Here is a 17,624-nt window from a genome sequence, read left to right on the forward strand (position 1 = left end):
ATAACTTCTTTTTTATGTGTTTTTTAAATTTTGTTTGATAAAGAATAAACTAGAAAAAATTGATCATTAAAAAATAATGTTGATCTCTTATCTTGAAAAGAATCAGATTAAGTCAAGACATTACTTTTTCAGAAATGGAGTCTATTCATTACGCATTAAAGAGGAAATTGATAATCAGAACATCAAAGATTGGGAACTTGTTTCACCAATCCTTGTTAAATTAGAGATGCCTGAAGAACACAATCTACCTAATGAATTTATGTTTTGTTTTTATTGGATTGAGGTTGGATATGCAACTATAGTAGATAGAACAATGACTCTTAGAGTATATGAGAAGAATCTGATACACATGATAGACATTAGTGTTGCTATAGATTTAATCATTGAGTCAATAAAAAACACAAATAATTGATATTGACAGCCTTGTTAAGCCATATTTACAGGGGTGCTAAAAATCAGTTAAGGGTGCTAAAAAAAATCATGGGGTGCTAATTTGTATCAAAATAGGTAGCATCACACAGTCGAGTAAAGGGGATTTAAACCCTATTGAGTATTCTTGGGGTTAAAAGATCAATGATGGTGTTTCCGACAAGATAATTTCATAGTAAAATCCAAAAAATATGTTGCTTTGGTATTTTAACCACCTGTCTAACCATGTAAGGGGAAACATATTTTAGCCATATTTGATGTTACTTCAATACACACAGGGGTGATTTTGAAAGCAATATGGTTTTTTCAACGCACATTGAAAACATCGTATTGCTTTCTTTAAAAACGGCTTAATAAAGACATTCTTATAATAGAACAAGAAGCATTTACCCCTTTAAAACTGGGTTAAATGCTTCTTTTTTACTTTTTGCCCAATGTGGAAACATATCAAAATCAATGTGGAAACATCAAACTATGCTCTAAGCATATATTTTCTTGAGTGTGAGAACATCTATTTGCTAAAAAATTATATCACTACAAACCGATATAACATCTTAGCTAAGCCATCGGGTGTGTGATATGTTTCCACAATGATTGGTTCAGTTTTTGAGAACTCAAAACGTCGTTCTTTGAACTCATTGTCTGAATAATTCTTGGTTCCAGCAATACAGTATACGATTTCATTTGGACTGACTGATATCATTCTATAGATGAATGTACTTAAAATCTCTGAATCAAGTTCATCGATGACTAAATTCTTTTTACCTAAAATATCATTGATTTTATCCATACGTTTTCTGGTGTCATAATTTTTTACGTGTTCAAGTTCATTCGCAACATCTTGCGATAAAATATCAATTTCGTGTTGTATATAATTAGGATTCATGATATTATTAATTAACAGCCTTATGAAAGGTGCGTGATAATATGAAAATCAGTTATAAGAAACTTTGGATATTACTTATAGAAAAGGACATTTCACAAGCTGATTTCAGAGTAGATTTAAATATAGCAACTGGTACAATGACAAAACTTAGAAGAAACGAAGAAGTCGCTCTTTCGGTTTTATTAAGAATCTGTGAGTACCTTAAATGTAACATTGGTGATATTTGCGAAGCAGTTAATGAGGTATAAAAAAATTTAATAGAAGGATATATAAATGGGGAAAAATGTCTTAGCATTTGATGAAGTAATTCTATTAGAGGATGGTGACATCTCGTATTCAGGAAGTGTAGATGGTTTGGATTATCTTGATAAAATTACTTTAACGAACAAAAGAATCATAGCACAATGGTCCAAGAAAAAAGAAGAAAAGAAATTTGAAGTTCAGTTAACTGATATAAAAATTTACAATAATGAATTACAAGTTGATTACTTTGAGCATGATGAAATCGGAGATTGTTTGAGAATTCAAACAATAAATGGTATAGAGTCATTTAGTCTGAATAACATCAAAGATGAATCAATTGTTAACTCGTTTAGAAAAATGTTTTCGTCAAAATCAAATTCTAATGAGTATAAAACGGTCATGCTTTGGGTCGACAAAATAAAAGAGGCTACTTTACACAAAAAAACAAATCCCTCAACAGCACTTAAACAAGAACATAACATTCAGTCCAAAGAAATCAAGAAAATAATTGTATCTGATAAAGAAGTTATTACTTGTACAAATTGCGGTGATCATTTTGATAAAATATCACGTTTTTGCCCTTCTTGTGGAACTTCTGTAGAAAAACCAAAAGTTATAGAAGTAGAAAAAGTAGTTGAAGTTATTCGTTGCAGAATATGTGGTTCAACAATTGGCGCAGATACTAAATTTTGCTCTTCATGTGGGACATCAGTCATTGATAAAAACAAAGAAGATACGATAATTAATCCAGTAATTGATATTAAAAAGCCAAGAGAAAAATCAGTTCATAAATGTATTATCTGCGGTGAAATATTGCCTTCTGACTCACTTAAATGTCCTTCTTGTGGTAATGAGGTGCGCGGTAGAAAAACGGTAATATCAGTACGTGAATTCTTTGATAAAATTAGTAGTATCGATGATGAAAACAAGAAAATTGAAGCTATTAAACTATACCCGATTCCAAATAATAAGGAAGATATAACTGAATTTATGTTTCTTGCAAGTTCTAGTTTTGATGCTGAGTATTACGTAACGAATAAGCAAGGGGATAGCATAGCTAATGCCTGGTACACAAAAATTGAACAATGTTATAAGAAAACCGTAATGATGTTCACTAATCCTAGTGATATTCAAATTGTCGAGAAAATATATAAAGAAGTACAAATGAAAACGGAAAATATAAAACGTAACAAGTTTATATTAAGTGTTACAGGAACCGCACTAATTATTATTTCAGTCATTTTGATCGGGGTTAGTCCAAGAACAGAAGATGGTACAGCGAAAGTGACATTTTTATCGTACATTTCATTTGCAATAATGACGATTGGAATTATTTCTCTAGTCTTAGGATTAAAGAAAAAGAAAACAAATAGACAAATTGAAGAAGAAAAATACGCAAAAGCAAATAAAAAAAATAAAAGATAGATCAGAGGGGATAAAATGGGAATATTTAATAAACTTAAAACAGGTGGTATGGCTGATGTCATTCGTTGTGATGAGTCAAACTATTTAGTATGGAAGTGGCATCCTACTAAATATGAACAAGGAGCTCTAAAGAGAGAAACAGCAATTAGAACAAATTCTATACTCAGAGTAAAAACTGGTGAAGTAGCTGTTTTTGTTTATAAGCAAAAAAATGGCACAATGCATGATTATATTGTTGGTCCTTATGATGAAAAAATAAGAACAAAAAACTTTCCTATCTTATCTTCAATCATTGGTCTTTGGTATGAAGGGGACACACCATTCCAAGCAGAAGTATATTTCATTAATATTGCTGAAGCTATCCAGATAAGATTTGGTATTCCTTATTTTGATGTTATCGATTCGAGATTTCCAGACTTTCAAGTGCCTGTTGCAGTCAGAGGAACATTAACATTTAAATTAGAAGATTATAAAGCATTCTTAAAATATCATCAACTCATAAATTTCAGTTTAGATGACCTTAAGAATAAGATTAGTGCTGCTTTAACACGATATATTAAGGAAATTGTTACAAATGCGCCATCAGAACATAATATACCGCTTATCGCACTGGAATCTAAAATTGATCTCATAAATGAAAAAGTTGAAATATATGTCAAAGACAGACTAATTGATTTATTTGGTGTATCTGTAACAGGCTTGGATCTAAGCGCGATTGAAGTTGATAAAGAATCTGAAGCTTATGTTGAGCTTAAGAGAGTTACTAAAGATATTACTGCTAGTAAAATTGAGACAGATCTCCTTAATTATCAAGAAGAGCTTAGAATAAGAAGAGAAGAAACACAGTATGCTCAGAGAATGTCTACTAGACAAACTAACATTGGAGCTTATCAAACTCAAGTTGGGGGAGAAGTTGGAGTTGCTGGAGCAGAAGCTCTTGGTAGAATGGGTGAGAAAGGAGCTGGAAATATAGATCTTGGCGGACAAGGAGCAGGATTTAATCCTGTAACAATAATGGCTGGTATGGCTGTTGGATCTGCAGTTGGAAAAAACATTTCAGAGACACTAGATCAGTCACTCAATCAGAATAGAACAGGGCAAGTTGTTCCACCGATCATCCCAGTTACAAAATACTATGTTGCAAAAGAAGGAAAGCCTACTGGCCCTTATGATTTGAATACATTAAAAAATATGCTAACAACCGGTGATTTTGATTCTGGAAGTTTAGTTTGGAAAGAAGGAATGTCTGAATGGCAAAAAGCAGGCATGCAAAATGAACTTTCTGGAATTTTTCCACCTAAGATATAAAATAAATTAAGCGAAAAGAAGGGGGTGTATGCTATGTTTAATAATATGATTAAATTAAGCATACCAAATATTTATGAATAGACTTAGATATATTTCTTTAATCATATTAGTGATTTTTGCATTTACTTTAGCAGGTTGTGAAGATGCTACAGAACTTGGAGAAAATGAAGTAAGAGTAAAAGTGTCTGCCTCGTCTCTCGTTGGAACACATTATGAAGATGTTGTTGAACAATTGGAGGTTTGGGGTTTTACAAACATTGAAACTGAAGCTGTTTATGACATCATTTGGGGTATTACAAAAGAAGGTACCACAAAAAGTGTCAAAATTGGTGGATCAGAGAGTTTTTTATCTGGTGATATTTATGATAAGGATGTCTCGATATTAGTTAAATATTCTATGAAAGCTTCAAGTGATCCCTCTAAACAAACATTTGATATTACATGGAAAAATGAAGATGGGACCACTTTGAAAACTGATAAAGTAACCTTTGGAAATATGCCATCTTATAATGGAAGCATTCCAACAAAAGTTGCTGTAGAAGAAAAGAAATATGAGTTTAGCGGATGGACTCCTGAACTTGAGCCCGCTACTGAAAATAAGACGTATACAGCAACGTTTATAGAAGTCGAAAATAGATTCACCGTAAGTTATAATTTAGAGGGTGGACAATGGGACTTAGACAACACTCAAAGTATTATATATAATGGATTAATTACTGCCTCAATTCCATCAAAAGAAGGTTATGATTTTGCAGGTTGGGTAATAAAGGGATTTTGGTCTGATACGAAATTTGATTCATCAACTAATATTAAACAAGATTACAATCTTTCTGCAACTTGGACTGCTTCTAAATTAACAGTTTCATATGATTTGGATGGTGGTGTTTGGTCTATAAGCAATGATCAATCTCTAAACTATAACGATAAAATTACTACAACAAAACCAACGAAGGATGGCCATAACTTCATGGGATGGTTATTTGATGGTGCACTGTTTGATGTAAACACACCTGTGAAAAGCAATATTGTTCTCAAAGCATTTTGGGAACTTCCAAATTATGAAGATATTTTAGTAGGAAGATGGGAAGGTGTTTATGAAAGTTCTAAAGCTTACGGTTTTAGTTTCATCGAATTTGATGGATATTTCCATGACTCAGATGGCCATCGAACAAGTGGATTAAGAGACTTTGATTATAATTGGGGTTCATTCACATTGTATGGTAATAAAATGGGCATTAATTATATTGATGTTGGTACTGTATATTTTACTATTTCATACAATAATGATACTGAACGAATAACTTTGAAAAATAGCAATTATCCAGATATAGTATTACGAAAGACAGAAGATGAACCAAATTCTCTTGCTTGGAAATGGAATCATTTATATGAATTTGCAAAAACAAGAAGTAAATCAAAAATAGATGAATATGGTGTATATTATGAAATTGAGATGAGTTTGGAAACATCAAATTTGAGTCCTATTAATAAACAAGTAGAAACAACTAGACAAATTATGAAAGTATACCAAGATAAACTCATTGATATGTATTTCTATTATAATGGGATTAATGATCCTAATATAGAAATGATTGTAAATGTAGCATTTGATTACAAGTTGATATCAAACAACAGGATAACAAATGTATATATTTCAATTAAGTCAGAGGGTTATACAATGGTAACGAATAAAGCAGTAGTGGATTTTGAATTTGACGAGTATAATGAGTTTTGGTTTACTATATCAAATCTTACAGAGAATGTAAATAACTTCCCTATCTCAAGTAATAATGTGTTACTTGATCTAGAATATTTTGGTAGAACAGTTTTATTTAATTATGCCGACTTCTTGTTAAAAGAACATGAAATATATATGTTTACAAAATAAAGGACAATCAATTTATCGAGAATCCACTAAAAGCAAATCTCAGATACAGCAGGATACGAATAAAAATATGTTACTTTGGTATTTTAGACCTTTTCAACCATGTAATGGTAAACATAATTTGGCTGATTCTGATGTTACTTCAATACACACAGGGTTGATTTTGCAAGCAATATAGTTTTTTCAACGCATATAGAAAATATCATTCTTCTTGAGTTAAAATAACATACTAAATTACAAAGTGTATAAATAAACAGCCATATCGCATAGTAATATGGCTGTTTTTCTATATCGATAGGTGATATATAATTTAGAGAAAATTATACATAATCATATCTAATTATTTCAGTACAAACTTAAACTAAAATTCTACTTTTGTAAGCTTATACCCCCTAATGAATTCACCGTATCGTATTTTAAAAGAGATTTTTTATCATTCAAATAAACTTTTTAGTTTTTGGTGCGAAGGTTATTAGTCTATAAAAACAGAAACATCTTAATTGATACATCTTTTTCTATTATAAATATGTATTGAATTGCTAAAAGAACACATAAATTTTGAATATATGTTCATTTAAGATATAATGGTCTATGATCAATCACTTATCTGTGATTACAATATAAAAAAGAGGTTTTACAATGAAAAAAATGTTTGTTTTTGATTATGACGGGACTTACTACAGGAATAATGAAGAACTGCAAAAAAACATAAAACTTATGGATAGTGTGCGGAAAAAAGGACATTTGCTTGTTATTGCAACGGGTAGAAGTTATGTAAGTTTTATGAATGAGGTAGCAAAATTTAATATTGATTATGACTATCTAATCTTATCTAGTGGAGCATTAATCTTAGACAAAAATGAATATATCATAGGTTCATATTTAATGGATTTAAATTTAGTAAAAGGTGTTAATAAATTACTAGAACCATATCATGCGAGTTTACAATCTCAAATGTATATTGATGAGTTCATGAACAGTGAAATTTTATCTCAACTAAATCAAGTCATTAAAATGACATATACCTTTAATAAAGGTGATATCAGTTATGATATACAACAGTTAGTTAACACATATACCCATGAAGCATTTAAAACATATGTCGTTACTGGAGCATCTTATGATTATGTAGAAATTATTTCGTCTAAGACAAATAAAGCAATCGCCGTATTAGATTTACTCAAATATATTCAGGAAGACTACAGTATAGTAGCTGCAGGTGATAGTGAAAATGATGTTGAAATGCTCATCGAATTTGATGGTTATCTAATGAATAATCACGATCCTAGACTAGATACGTACCGACTAAGATTCACTGATTCCATAGAATCAATTGTAAAAAAAGAAATATAGTACAAACTTGAAACAACTCCAATATAGATAAATCTAAGTGATTTATGTATTAATGGGGTTGTTTTTGAAGTCAAATCACATTATTTTTTTAAAAAGTTTTGGTAACATATAATCACTCTATAAAAATAGAAATGGAATTATCAATGAAGAAAACATCAAAAGAAGTGAAATTAAGGCATAAAGTCTTAACAAGACTCATCGAACCCTTTGTTAGAATATATATAGTAATCAAATATAAGTTATCCTTTAAAAAATATAAGACCTTAAACAAAAAAGGTCCTTTTATCGTCTTAGCCAATCATACAGTAAATATAGACCCTATGATAATGGGGATGCAATTCCCATTTCATCTTTACTATATTGCTACTGAGCAAGTCTTTAATTTAGGATTTTTATCAAAGGTTATAAAGTTTATTGTAAATCCAATTAAAAAATCTAAATCTGTTTCAGATATGGAAACCATTAGAAAAACTAAAAGAATAGTTCAACAAGGTGGTTCAATTGGTATCTTCCCGGAAGGAAATACGAGTTATAGTGGTCAAACCGTTCAGATTATGCCTGCCACAGTTAAACTCATTAAAATGCTTAAAATACCGGTTATCATTATGAATATTAAGGGCATGTACCTAAGTTACCCAAGATGGGCAATTTATAAGAAAAAAGGTAAAACAGAGGCATTCATTAGAAAGATTATACTACCAGATACATATCTTGAAATGTCAGATGAAGATTTATTTTTTGAGATAGAAGACAATCTATTTGTTGATGCGTATGCTGATCAAGAAGCTTCAGGTAATCTCTATAAGGGTAAACATATCGCACATGGTCTAGAAAAATTAATTTTTATAGATTTAATGAGTAAAAAGCCTTTTGTCACATACTCTAAAGGTAATAAGCTTAAGTCTCATGATAGTGATTTTGAATTAACTTATTTACCTAATGGTAAAGTTTTAGATAAAGATAATCAATTGCATACCTTAGTTGAAATCGAAAGACAAGTAAAAATAGCTTATTTTAATTATTATAAGGAAAATAAAGAATCTTTATTATTTGAAGAAGAAGTTCAATTAGTAAAGTCGTTTGCTACACATAAGGAGAAACTAGGGCGATATAGATTAAAACTTTTTAAAGAACGTGTATATCTTACAAATGTTGACAATACCTTAGATTTCTCATTTGATGAAATCACTAATATTGTGATGCAAGGTAAGTATCAAGTGATTATTTATTTACCTAATGAGACTTACATGATGAGACTAGATGACTATTCTAGTATCTATAAATACGTATTAACCTATCAGTATTATATGTATATTAAGGATGGAGGGACATCAATCGATGACAAGCATTTTAACTTCGGCATTTGATACATGGTCATTTGTATTGTGGTTTTCAATATTATCACTGGTGATGATGTTTGGAAATATTATAAGAAGGAAAGTAATGTTATTTAGAAACCTTCTTTTTCCTACTGCAATTATTGCAGGGTTTTTAGGTCTAGGTGTTAAATACTTATGGTATTATCTACCAGAATTAGTAAGTTTTGTTTCATCAACCTACTCATCGGATTTTTTAGTAACCGCTAAATCAAATGTCATTGATTTCAATGATTTTCTTCAAGTAATTACCTATCATGCACTCGCATTAGGCTTTATTGCAATGGGATTAAAAACTGTTAAGGACAGTAAGACTAGAAAATATAAGGGTAGACCCATAAAAACTGGTCTACTCATTGTTAATACTTATTTACTTCAAGGTATCATCGGTTTAATATTTACGATCATTTTAGGTTATGTGTTTACAACCGTAGCACCTTATAGTGGTCTATTATTACCAATGGGGTTCGGTCAAGGACCTGGGCAAGCTAATAATATAGGTGGTATTTTTGAGGCTAACGGTTTTGTTGGCGGCCAAGCATTTGGTCTTGCTATAAGCACTATAGGTTTTATTTGGGCATCTGTTGCAGGTATTTTCTATATTAACCGAAGAGCTAAAGAGGGTTTAATTAAACGTACAAGTAAAGAAACTAGTCAAACACTTGAAAGCATGGTAGTTGAAGGTTCTAAAGAAATTCCAGTAAGTGAAGCAATTGATAAAATGAGTATCCAAATTATTTTTATATTTGTTGTCTATGCTATAGCATGGGTATTTATGAGTCTTTTAACAAAACTGATTGGTGACACTTCGAGTTTTCAACAAAGTATGGTAAGTTTGGTTTGGGGTTTTAATTTCATTTTTGCTATGTTATTTGCAATTATATTTAAATTAGGTTTAAAATTTATCACTAAAAAAGGTTGGATGAAAAGAAAGTACACCAATGAATACATGTTAAATCGTTTATCTGGTGTGTTATTTGACTTTATGGTTGTAGCTTCCTTAATGTCAATTAACATTGAAGCGCTAGTGGATACTGGTTTACTCTTGACGCTATTTATAATCACTACTGTTGGTGTGTTCGCAACATATTATTACTTACGGTATACAACTAAGAAAATTTATCCTGATTACACAATACAAGCGTTTGCTACACTATTTGGTAATTTAACGGGTACTGCACCTAATGGTATTGCGCTCTTAAGAGAAATAGATCCTAATTTTGAAACACCAGCAGCGGATGATTTAGTTACTGGATCATCATCAGCTGTAATGTTTGGTGCACCACTATTAATTATTACAGGTATTATATATATGCCTGAGTGGTATTACCTATGGATATCATTTGTAGCACTAGTGATTTTCTTTGTAGTATTTAATTACTTTATGCTTAAAGAAAATAAAAAATAATCTACCAGACAAGTCAAACACTATAACTTACGTAGCTTTAAGTTATAGTGTTTTTTTATTGTAGTATTTTTTACTTAATCGTTTCAACTTTTAGTGAATTAGACTATAATAATAGTATACACTATAAACTAAAGGAGTGTTAAAGCATATGAAAGAAACTAAAGAAGTCTTCTTAAAACAGTTAGAAGCAATTTCAAAATTAGACATGATGAAACACTTAACACCATTTTTATATGGTGAGGATGCGATGTTGTTGAAACTTTATGTAAATGAAGCAACAACACCTAAACTCATGGCTGAAACAATGGGTATTACTAAAGGTAGAGTCACTGCACTTATGAACAGTTTAAGAAAAAAAGAATATATATCAGTGATTTTAAACAAAGAAGATGCAAGATCTTATAATCTAGAGTTAACTCCAAAAGGTGCATCATATATTGAAGGTAGATTTAATTTTATTAGCAATTACTTTGATACCTTATTAGATTATATCGGTTTGGAAGAATCGAAGGCTTTAATTATGTTGTTAGAAGTTGTAATCGGTAAAGTTAAAAAATTCGAGGTGAAATAATATGGTAAAAATGGTTGATGTTACAAAAAAATATGTTTTAGGTGAACAGGTCATTATCGCAAACGATAATGTAAGTTTTCAGGTTAATGAAGGTGAATTATGTGTTATTTTAGGACCAAGTGGTGCAGGTAAGACAACAATACTTAACATTTTAGGCGGTATGGATGTTGCAAGCTCAGGTCAAATCATCATTGATGATAAGGATATTACTAAATTCAACTCAAGACAACTGACTAATTATAGACGTCATGATGTAGGCTTTGTTTTTCAGTTTTATAATTTAATGCCCCAACTCACCGCACTTGATAATGTAGAGATTGCATCAGAAATCGGAAAAGATCCATTAGATGCTAAAGAAGTTCTTATTTCTGTAGGGTTAAAGGATAGAATGCATAATTTTCCATCTCAATTATCTGGTGGTGAGCAACAAAGAGTATCCATTGCACGTGCGATTGCTAAAAATCCTAAAATACTGCTATGTGATGAACCAACAGGTGCACTAGATATAGAAACCGGTAAACAAATTTTAGAATTACTTTACAACACGTCTAAAAAGTTTAATAAAACAGTTATCATCGTGACACACAATCAAGCAATTGCTGAAATTGCTGATAGAGTTATCACGGTTAAAAATGGTCATGTTGCTTCCAATAAACACCAATCCAAACCGAAACAAATCTATGAGGTCAAATGGTAATGAAAGCTTATCCTAAACTCATTTTAAGGGATTTTAAAAAGTTATACTCTAAGTTTGTAGCAATCGTATTCATTGTTGCTATTGGGGTTGCTTTTTTAGTTGGCTTGCTTACAACAGCACCCAATATGAGACATACGATTGATAAGTTCTATAAAGATACCAATACAGCTGATGTTGTTATACAAAAGCATACACCTTTTACCAGTGAAGAAATCTTAAATATTTCAAACCACTATTTAGTATCAGAAGTGATGCCATATTTTATGATAGATGAACCCATCATAGTAGATGATGTCTATCATATGTCTAGAATTGTATTACTAGATTTTATAGAAGGTGTAACAATGAACAGGCTCACCCTTGTTGAAGGTAGATTACCTGAGTTAAATGGCGATGTTATAGAGGTTGTAGTAGAAGAAAGTCAAGCATATTTATTGGATATACCTATTGGATTTACAACAACTGTTCAAGGAAAAACATTTGAAGTTGTTGGTATTGTAAATCAACCTTGGTATTTTGCATATGTCCAAGAAATATCACCTTTAAGTGGTAGACCAATTGAATCTATGATTTATGTAGACCAAACTTTTTTAGATGAGACAACGTATACAAACATTTCAATCAAACTAAAGGGCTCTAAACAACATAATAGTTTCAGTAGTGATTACCAAAACTTTATTGAAAATAGAATCCAGATTCTAACAGAAAGTTATCCGGACTATATATTTACTACAAGATTCCAAAATCAAAGTTTTGTTAAATTTAATTCAGATGTCAAAATTGTTGAAGTTATTTCTATTATATTCCCACTATTCTTCTTTTTAATTACCGTATTAGTTACAATGTCTTCCATGACACGTATAATTTCTGATCAAAGAATTCAAATTGGTACTTTAAGATCACTTGGATATTCAAAAATTACAATTATTACTAAATATATCATTTATGTTCTTTTAGCATCTGGTATTGGGGTTTTACTAGGCATTAGTATTGGAATTTACTCTATTCCATTTATTGCATACAACGCTTATGTAGTAGTCTATAATTTACCACCATTAAGTATTGAGTATCATTTTATGTATATCACCTTAATTTCATCAACCATGATTTTATCTGTAGTGGTTGTAACCTACTTTAGTGTGGTGAATGTCCTTAAAGAGGCACCATCCAACCTACTTAGACATAAATCCCCAAAAGCTGGTAAAAAGATTCTTTTAGAGCGCTTTACATTCATTTGGAAACGACTTAAGTTTAAATATAAATCCACATTTAGAAATATCTTTAGACAAAAAAGAAATCTATTTTTAATGTTGGTTGGTATATCTGGTTCTACCGCTCTTTTATTAGCGGGTTTCGGTATTAAGGATGCAGTAGAACTATCCGGAGATGCACAGTTTAATCAAATGTATAATTTTGATATTGAGTTAGGTGTACTTCCTAATGAGACAAGCATTACTCTAATAGATACAAACGAAAAACTTAATTTAATGATACAGGTAGCATACTTTGATGAAACAGATTACATCAATTTGATTGTGCCTGAAACATACGATGAATTAAATGATTTCTTGAGTTTTAAAGATACAAAGGATAAATCTATTGAGTTTAAAGCAGATAGTGTTTTTGTTACTAAGCAGTTCGCATTAGATCATGATATAAGCGTAGGTGATTTCATTAGTTTAGAGGTGAATGACGTTACATCTAACTTTACAGTTACAGGTATCGTAGCGTACTATTTTGGAAACAATATTTATATATCTAATGAAATAATAAAAGATGTATTTGATTTATATCTTAATAAAATTTATGTAAAACTACCAAATCTAAGTAAATCAGAGATGACGCAACTTAAAAGTTCACTCAATGATTTGGATAATGTAGTTCATGTACAGACAAAAGATGATTTAATGGCCTCATTTAAACAAACCTCATCTAGTATGAATAGCGTCATTATATTACTTGTTATTTTTGCAAGTGTATTGTCAGTTATTATCAACTATAATTTAACGCTTATTAATATAAGTACAAGACATAAAGAAATGGCAACACTTAAAGTGCTTGGCTATGATGAAAAAGAAGTAACTGGTTATATATTTAGAGAAACATTTATGATTTCTAGTGTTGCTATCCTAATTGGTCTAATATTAGGTAGATTACTTCAATACTTTATTATCAGTCAAATCAATGTCGATGGTATTATTCTAAAAAATGATTTATACCCATTAAGTTACCTTTATACAGCTGTACTATCTATTGTTTATTTACTTATTGTTTATGTATCTTCTATACCTAAAATTAGAAAAATAGATATGTTAGAAGCTTTAAAATCTTTCGAATAATCAAAATGGTCAATTACTTGGTATAATAAGCATAGTATGTAAATACTAATCATTAGGGGAGAAAATGTATGAAGTCTAAAGATCAGGCAATAGATTCTGAATTGAGACTCACAGGTAAGTTTATTCGTTTTTTTACGCCTTCGTTTAAAGTAGGTACATTGAAACTTGCCAAAAAACTTACGGGTGCTTTAAAAGGTAAAGTACCAACAAAACTTTTTTATGAAGAAGTATATATACCAAGATTAGATGGCACATTTTTAAGACTTACTGTATATGCACCGATAAAAAGAAAATACAATGCACCAGGGCTTCTTTATATGCATGGTGGTGGTTACGGTTTAGGCATTCCTGAGATGAATGAGAAGTTATTTAAACTACTTATTGATGAAACAGGTTGTGTCATTATCTCACCAGATTACACCTTATCAGTTGAAAAACCATATCCAGCAGCCATAGATGATTGTTATCTAGCACTTTTATGGATGAAGAAAAATCATCTGAGCTATATGATTAACCCTAATCAACTCATGATTGCAGGTGATTCTGCAGGTGGTGGCTTAACTGCGGCATTAGCACTACTTGCTAGAGATAAAAATGAAGTTCAAATTGCATTTCAAATGCCACTTTATCCAATGATTGATGATCGTATGAACACACCATCAGCGATTAACAATGATGATCCAGTATGGAACTCTAAGCAAAACAAACTTGCTTGGGAACTTTATTTAGGTGAATTGTTTGGTAAAGATGAAGTACCTTATTATGCGGCACCAGCAAGAGCTCAGAATTTAAAGAATTTACCACCAACCATGACTTATGTTGGTAGTGTAGAACCTTTTTTAGATGAGACTATCGATTTTGTTTCAAGACTCAAATTACAAGGCAATGAAGTCAATTTTAAAATTTTTGAAGGTGGATATCACGCATTTGATATCCTTAGTGATAAAACTCAAATTGGCATTGCTGCTAAGAACTATTTACTAGACAGTTTTAAATATGCAATAAAAAATCACTTTAAGGAAAATAAGGACATATGAGCACATTAACATTTAACATCGAAGATAAATATGTAGGTATCACAATCAGAGAATACCTTCAAACTTATAACGTAGGAAAACCGGTTATCTACAAATATTCTTCAAACCACTGGTTTGAAGTCAACTTTAAGTCTGCGAATTCTGAATATAGACTAAAAAAAGGCGATGTGTTAAACATTCACCTTGAACCTTATGTCATGGATGACGTAGAAGACGTGGAATTAGATATTATTTATGAAGATGATGACATTGTCATCGTTAATAAGCCTTTTAATGTCATCGTACATGATGACGGCGCATCAGAAGATCATTTAACTAGACGCGTCAATATGCATTTTCAATATCATGGATACCATCACCAAGTTTTACCGGCACACCGTATTGATAAAGAAACAACAGGTATAGTTGTCTTTGCAAAACACTTTATTGCACTTGCATACTTATCAAATTTATTTGAATCTAGACAAGTCGTTAAAAACTATATGTGTGTCGTTGAAAACAAAGTAAAAGATAAAATTGGATCTATTGAATCTAAGTTAATTAAAGATAGTAAATTACAAAAAATGGTTGTTTCACCACATGGTAAATTAGCGATAACACATTATGAATTAATAGGTTATGAAGCAACACGTTCAAGACTAAAGGTCCAAATTGAAACGGGTCGCACACATCAAATTAGAGCTCATATGGCAAGCATTAATCATCCGGTAGTAGGAGATACATTATATGGTGTAAGTAGTTCTAGACTATTACTACACTTTAGTGAAATTTCATTTCCAATGATACGTACAAAAAAGGTTGAACACTTTGTGTCCAACCCACCATTCTAATGATTAATTTTATTGTTTAATTCTTTTAATTCGTCACTTGTTAGATAACGCCAATAACCAACAGGTAAATCACCTAAGGTTAAGTGCATAATTCTAACGCGTTCAAGTGATTCAACACGGTAACCTAAACTATCCGCCATACGTCTAATTTGACGGTTTAATCCTTGTCTAATTGTAAGACTAAAGGTTCTTTCATCTATAGGTTTTAAAATGGATGGCATGGTCACTTGTTTTTCATGAGCAACCGGATTATATATTTCTACACCAGATGTCATAGTTTCGATGAAGTAGTCATCATAAGGTTTATTCAATGTGACATGATATTCTTTATCATGTCCATTTTCTACCCTTAATATTTTATTAACAATACTACCATCATTGGTAAGTAGAATAAGGCCATGTGAGTCTTTATCTAATCTACCAACAGGAAATATTTTTTCTTTAAAATTCATGAAAGTAATCATGTTACCGGAGATTGCTGTATCTGTTGTAGATACAATTCCTACAGGTTTATTAAGTAATATATAATATTTTTCTTCTAAAGGTTCGATGATGTTGTTATCTAACGTGACAACATCATTTTTTGTTATTTGCATACCCAAGAGAGCTTTTACGCCATTGACCTTAATGCGTCCGTGCTCAATTAAACTATCTGCACCACGACGAGATGCAACACCGGTTTTAGAGATGTAAAGGTTTAAGCGTATAGATGCCTTATCATCATCCTTGATTAGATCATCATGATGTTTTTCATATTTTTTATATTGTTTTGCGAACATTAAAGTTAAGCTCCTTAAATAAATTAGTGTAAATGTATTTTACCAAAATAATCCATTAATTGATACACTCGCCGTATTTATAACATAATATGAATCATTATTCATAAAAAAAGATGTAACCATCTTGTTTTAAAATAAAAATAAGATAAAATGATTAAGATGATAAAAAAATGGAGGTATTTATGACGAAAAAAATGAATCCGGGACCTTTAGGTTTACTGGGATTTGGAATGACAACAATCTTGTTAAACCTAGCAAATGCAGGTATTACTGAATTGTCATTAGTAGTGATTTCAATGGGTGTAGCATTAGGTGGTCTAGCACAAATTATTGCGGGTATTTTAGAATTTAAAAACAACAATAATTTTGGTGGAACAGCATTCACAGCATACGGTTTTTTCTGGTTATCACTTGTAATGATCTGGTTATTACCTAAAGATTATCCAGCATTTACAGCGGATTTAACATCAATGGGCTTTTACTTATTACTATGGGGTGTATTTACAACATTTATGTTTATTGGTACATTCACTCATAATACAATAACCAAACTTGTATTTGGATCACTAGCATTATTATTCTTCTTACTAGCATTAGGTGATTTCACTGCTATAAATTTAATTACGAATATCGCTGGTTATGTTGGAATTTTAACAGGTTTATTTGCTATGTATTCTGCAGTTGGACAAATTGTGAATGAAGAACTCGGCAAAAAAGTATTCCCACTATAATTAAGTAAATTTTACGATAAAATAATTTTAATGTTGTAATTTGAATTCAATTGGATTATAATGTTTTTCAAAGTGATGAAGAAGAGTAGTAATTTATTTAACTTTTCATAGAGAGCTGATGGTTGGTGTAAATCAGTAAGAGTGATGAATGAACGTGCTTTGGAGCTTTTAAATCGAGTGTTGATGAGGTTTAAACGTATGTCGGCGTTAACGATATAAGTGCTAGATTTTTTGATCTAGAACTAAGGTGGTACCGCGATTAATTCGTCCTTAGACATTATTGTCTAGGGACTTTTTTATTAAGTATCCTATAACTCATCATCAATA

General features: G+C 30.9%; 15 protein-coding genes and 1 other annotated feature. Of the genes, 13 read left to right on the top strand and 2 right to left on the bottom strand.

Annotated elements, in window-relative coordinates:
• Positions 1 to 955: 955 nt before the first annotated feature.
• Positions 956 to 1,315, bottom strand: coding sequence for a hypothetical protein (locus IY230_RS01015; RefSeq protein ID WP_196369489.1), 360 nt, complete (start codon positions 1,313 to 1,315; stop codon positions 956 to 958).
• A gap of 41 nt (positions 1,316 to 1,356) precedes the next feature.
• Between IY230_RS01015 and IY230_RS01020 the strand changes: the two genes are divergently transcribed.
• The 12 genes from IY230_RS01020 (at position 1,357) to IY230_RS01075 (ending at position 15,787) form a co-directional block, all read left to right on the top strand.
• A complete protein-coding gene (locus IY230_RS01020) occupies positions 1,357 to 1,563 on the top strand; it encodes a helix-turn-helix domain-containing protein (RefSeq protein ID WP_196369490.1) in 207 nt (68 codons plus the stop codon).
• Positions 1,564 to 1,588: 25 nt separating this feature from the next.
• Positions 1,589 to 2,983 carry a zinc ribbon domain-containing protein gene (locus tag IY230_RS01025; protein ID WP_196369491.1) on the top strand — a complete coding sequence of 465 codons (1,395 nt, stop codon included), beginning with the start codon at positions 1,589 to 1,591 and terminating at the stop codon, positions 2,981 to 2,983.
• Between the two features lie 15 nt (positions 2,984 to 2,998).
• Complete coding sequence (locus tag IY230_RS01030; protein WP_196369492.1) at positions 2,999 to 4,291, top strand: SPFH domain-containing protein; 1,293 nt, start codon at positions 2,999 to 3,001, stop codon at positions 4,289 to 4,291.
• 73 nt (positions 4,292 to 4,364) lie between these two features.
• On the top strand, positions 4,365 to 6,179 hold the full coding sequence (locus IY230_RS01035) for an InlB B-repeat-containing protein (protein WP_196369493.1): 1,815 nt from the start codon (positions 4,365 to 4,367) through the stop codon (positions 6,177 to 6,179).
• Positions 6,180 to 6,815: 636 nt separating this feature from the next.
• The gene (locus tag IY230_RS01040) at positions 6,816 to 7,529 is read left to right on the top strand and encodes an HAD family hydrolase (RefSeq protein WP_196369494.1); all 714 of its coding nucleotides are present in this window, start codon (positions 6,816 to 6,818) and stop codon (positions 7,527 to 7,529) included.
• Positions 7,530 to 7,672: 143 nt separating this feature from the next.
• A complete protein-coding gene (locus IY230_RS01045) occupies positions 7,673 to 8,896 on the top strand; it encodes a lysophospholipid acyltransferase family protein (protein WP_196369495.1) in 1,224 nt (407 codons plus the stop codon).
• The gene (locus IY230_RS01050; RefSeq protein WP_196369496.1) at positions 8,868 to 10,313 is read left to right on the top strand and encodes a hypothetical protein; all 1,446 of its coding nucleotides are present in this window, start codon (positions 8,868 to 8,870) and stop codon (positions 10,311 to 10,313) included. The genes IY230_RS01045 and IY230_RS01050 overlap by 29 nt, the downstream gene beginning before the upstream one ends.
• Positions 10,314 to 10,461: 148 nt before the next feature.
• Positions 10,462 to 10,884 (top strand): MarR family winged helix-turn-helix transcriptional regulator, encoded by a 423-nt coding sequence (locus tag IY230_RS01055; RefSeq protein ID WP_196369497.1) that lies wholly within the window; start codon positions 10,462 to 10,464, stop codon positions 10,882 to 10,884.
• A gap of 1 nt (position 10,885) precedes the next feature.
• Positions 10,886 to 11,581, top strand: a complete 696-nt coding sequence (locus tag IY230_RS01060) for an ABC transporter ATP-binding protein (protein WP_196369498.1) — start codon at positions 10,886 to 10,888, stop codon at positions 11,579 to 11,581.
• Positions 11,581 to 13,920 (top strand): ABC transporter permease, encoded by a 2,340-nt coding sequence (locus IY230_RS01065; RefSeq protein WP_196369499.1) that lies wholly within the window; start codon positions 11,581 to 11,583, stop codon positions 13,918 to 13,920. The genes IY230_RS01060 and IY230_RS01065 overlap by 1 nt, the downstream gene beginning before the upstream one ends.
• A gap of 68 nt (positions 13,921 to 13,988) precedes the next feature.
• A complete protein-coding gene (locus IY230_RS01070; RefSeq protein WP_196369500.1) occupies positions 13,989 to 14,957 on the top strand; it encodes an alpha/beta hydrolase in 969 nt (322 codons plus the stop codon).
• Positions 14,954 to 15,787 (top strand): RluA family pseudouridine synthase, encoded by an 834-nt coding sequence (locus IY230_RS01075; RefSeq protein ID WP_196369501.1) that lies wholly within the window; start codon positions 14,954 to 14,956, stop codon positions 15,785 to 15,787. Before IY230_RS01070 ends, IY230_RS01075 begins: the two co-directional genes overlap by 4 nt.
• On the opposite strand, the gene IY230_RS01080 is transcribed toward IY230_RS01075, so the two are convergent.
• The gene (locus IY230_RS01080) at positions 15,784 to 16,566 is read right to left on the bottom strand and encodes a pseudouridine synthase (RefSeq protein ID WP_230852560.1); all 783 of its coding nucleotides are present in this window, start codon (positions 16,564 to 16,566) and stop codon (positions 15,784 to 15,786) included. The two genes, IY230_RS01075 and IY230_RS01080, sit on opposite strands and share 4 nt — an antisense overlap.
• A gap of 182 nt (positions 16,567 to 16,748) precedes the next feature.
• On the opposite strand from IY230_RS01080, the gene IY230_RS01085 reads away from it, so the two are divergent.
• Complete coding sequence (locus IY230_RS01085; protein WP_230852561.1) at positions 16,749 to 17,297, top strand: acetate uptake transporter; 549 nt, start codon at positions 16,749 to 16,751, stop codon at positions 17,295 to 17,297.
• A 66-nt stretch (positions 17,298 to 17,363) separates the two neighbouring features.
• Positions 17,364 to 17,572 (top strand) — a binding site (T-box leader).
• Positions 17,573 to 17,624: the final 52 nt, after the last annotated feature.

The organism is Acholeplasma laidlawii, from assembly GCF_015709225.1.
GTDB classification, from domain to species: Bacteria; Bacillota_I; Bacilli_A; order Acholeplasmatales; family Acholeplasmataceae; genus Acholeplasma; species Acholeplasma laidlawii_A.

What these genes read in the sequence shown, in the direction of transcription:
- IY230_RS01015 (WP_196369489.1), bottom strand. Translation starts at nt 1,315, where the DNA reads ATGAATCCTAATTATATACAACACGAAATTGATATTTTATCGCAAGAT.
- IY230_RS01020 (WP_196369490.1), top strand. Translation starts at nt 1,357, where the DNA reads ATGAAAATCAGTTATAAGAAACTTTGGATATTACTTATAGAAAAGGAC.
- IY230_RS01025 (WP_196369491.1), top strand. Translation starts at nt 1,589, where the DNA reads ATGGGGAAAAATGTCTTAGCATTTGATGAAGTAATTCTATTAGAGGAT.
- IY230_RS01030 (WP_196369492.1), top strand. Translation starts at nt 2,999, where the DNA reads ATGGGAATATTTAATAAACTTAAAACAGGTGGTATGGCTGATGTCATT.
- IY230_RS01035 (WP_196369493.1), top strand. Translation starts at nt 4,365, where the DNA reads ATGAATAGACTTAGATATATTTCTTTAATCATATTAGTGATTTTTGCA.
- IY230_RS01040 (WP_196369494.1), top strand. Translation starts at nt 6,816, where the DNA reads ATGAAAAAAATGTTTGTTTTTGATTATGACGGGACTTACTACAGGAAT.
- IY230_RS01045 (WP_196369495.1), top strand. Translation starts at nt 7,673, where the DNA reads ATGAAGAAAACATCAAAAGAAGTGAAATTAAGGCATAAAGTCTTAACA.
- IY230_RS01050 (WP_196369496.1), top strand. Translation starts at nt 8,868, where the DNA reads ATGACAAGCATTTTAACTTCGGCATTTGATACATGGTCATTTGTATTG.
- IY230_RS01055 (WP_196369497.1), top strand. Translation starts at nt 10,462, where the DNA reads ATGAAAGAAACTAAAGAAGTCTTCTTAAAACAGTTAGAAGCAATTTCA.
- IY230_RS01060 (WP_196369498.1), top strand. Translation starts at nt 10,886, where the DNA reads ATGGTAAAAATGGTTGATGTTACAAAAAAATATGTTTTAGGTGAACAG.
- IY230_RS01065 (WP_196369499.1), top strand. Translation starts at nt 11,581, where the DNA reads ATGAAAGCTTATCCTAAACTCATTTTAAGGGATTTTAAAAAGTTATAC.
- IY230_RS01070 (WP_196369500.1), top strand. Translation starts at nt 13,989, where the DNA reads ATGAAGTCTAAAGATCAGGCAATAGATTCTGAATTGAGACTCACAGGT.
- IY230_RS01075 (WP_196369501.1), top strand. Translation starts at nt 14,954, where the DNA reads ATGAGCACATTAACATTTAACATCGAAGATAAATATGTAGGTATCACA.
- IY230_RS01080 (WP_230852560.1), bottom strand. Translation starts at nt 16,566, where the DNA reads ATGTTCGCAAAACAATATAAAAAATATGAAAAACATCATGATGATCTA.
- IY230_RS01085 (WP_230852561.1), top strand. Translation starts at nt 16,749, where the DNA reads ATGACGAAAAAAATGAATCCGGGACCTTTAGGTTTACTGGGATTTGGA.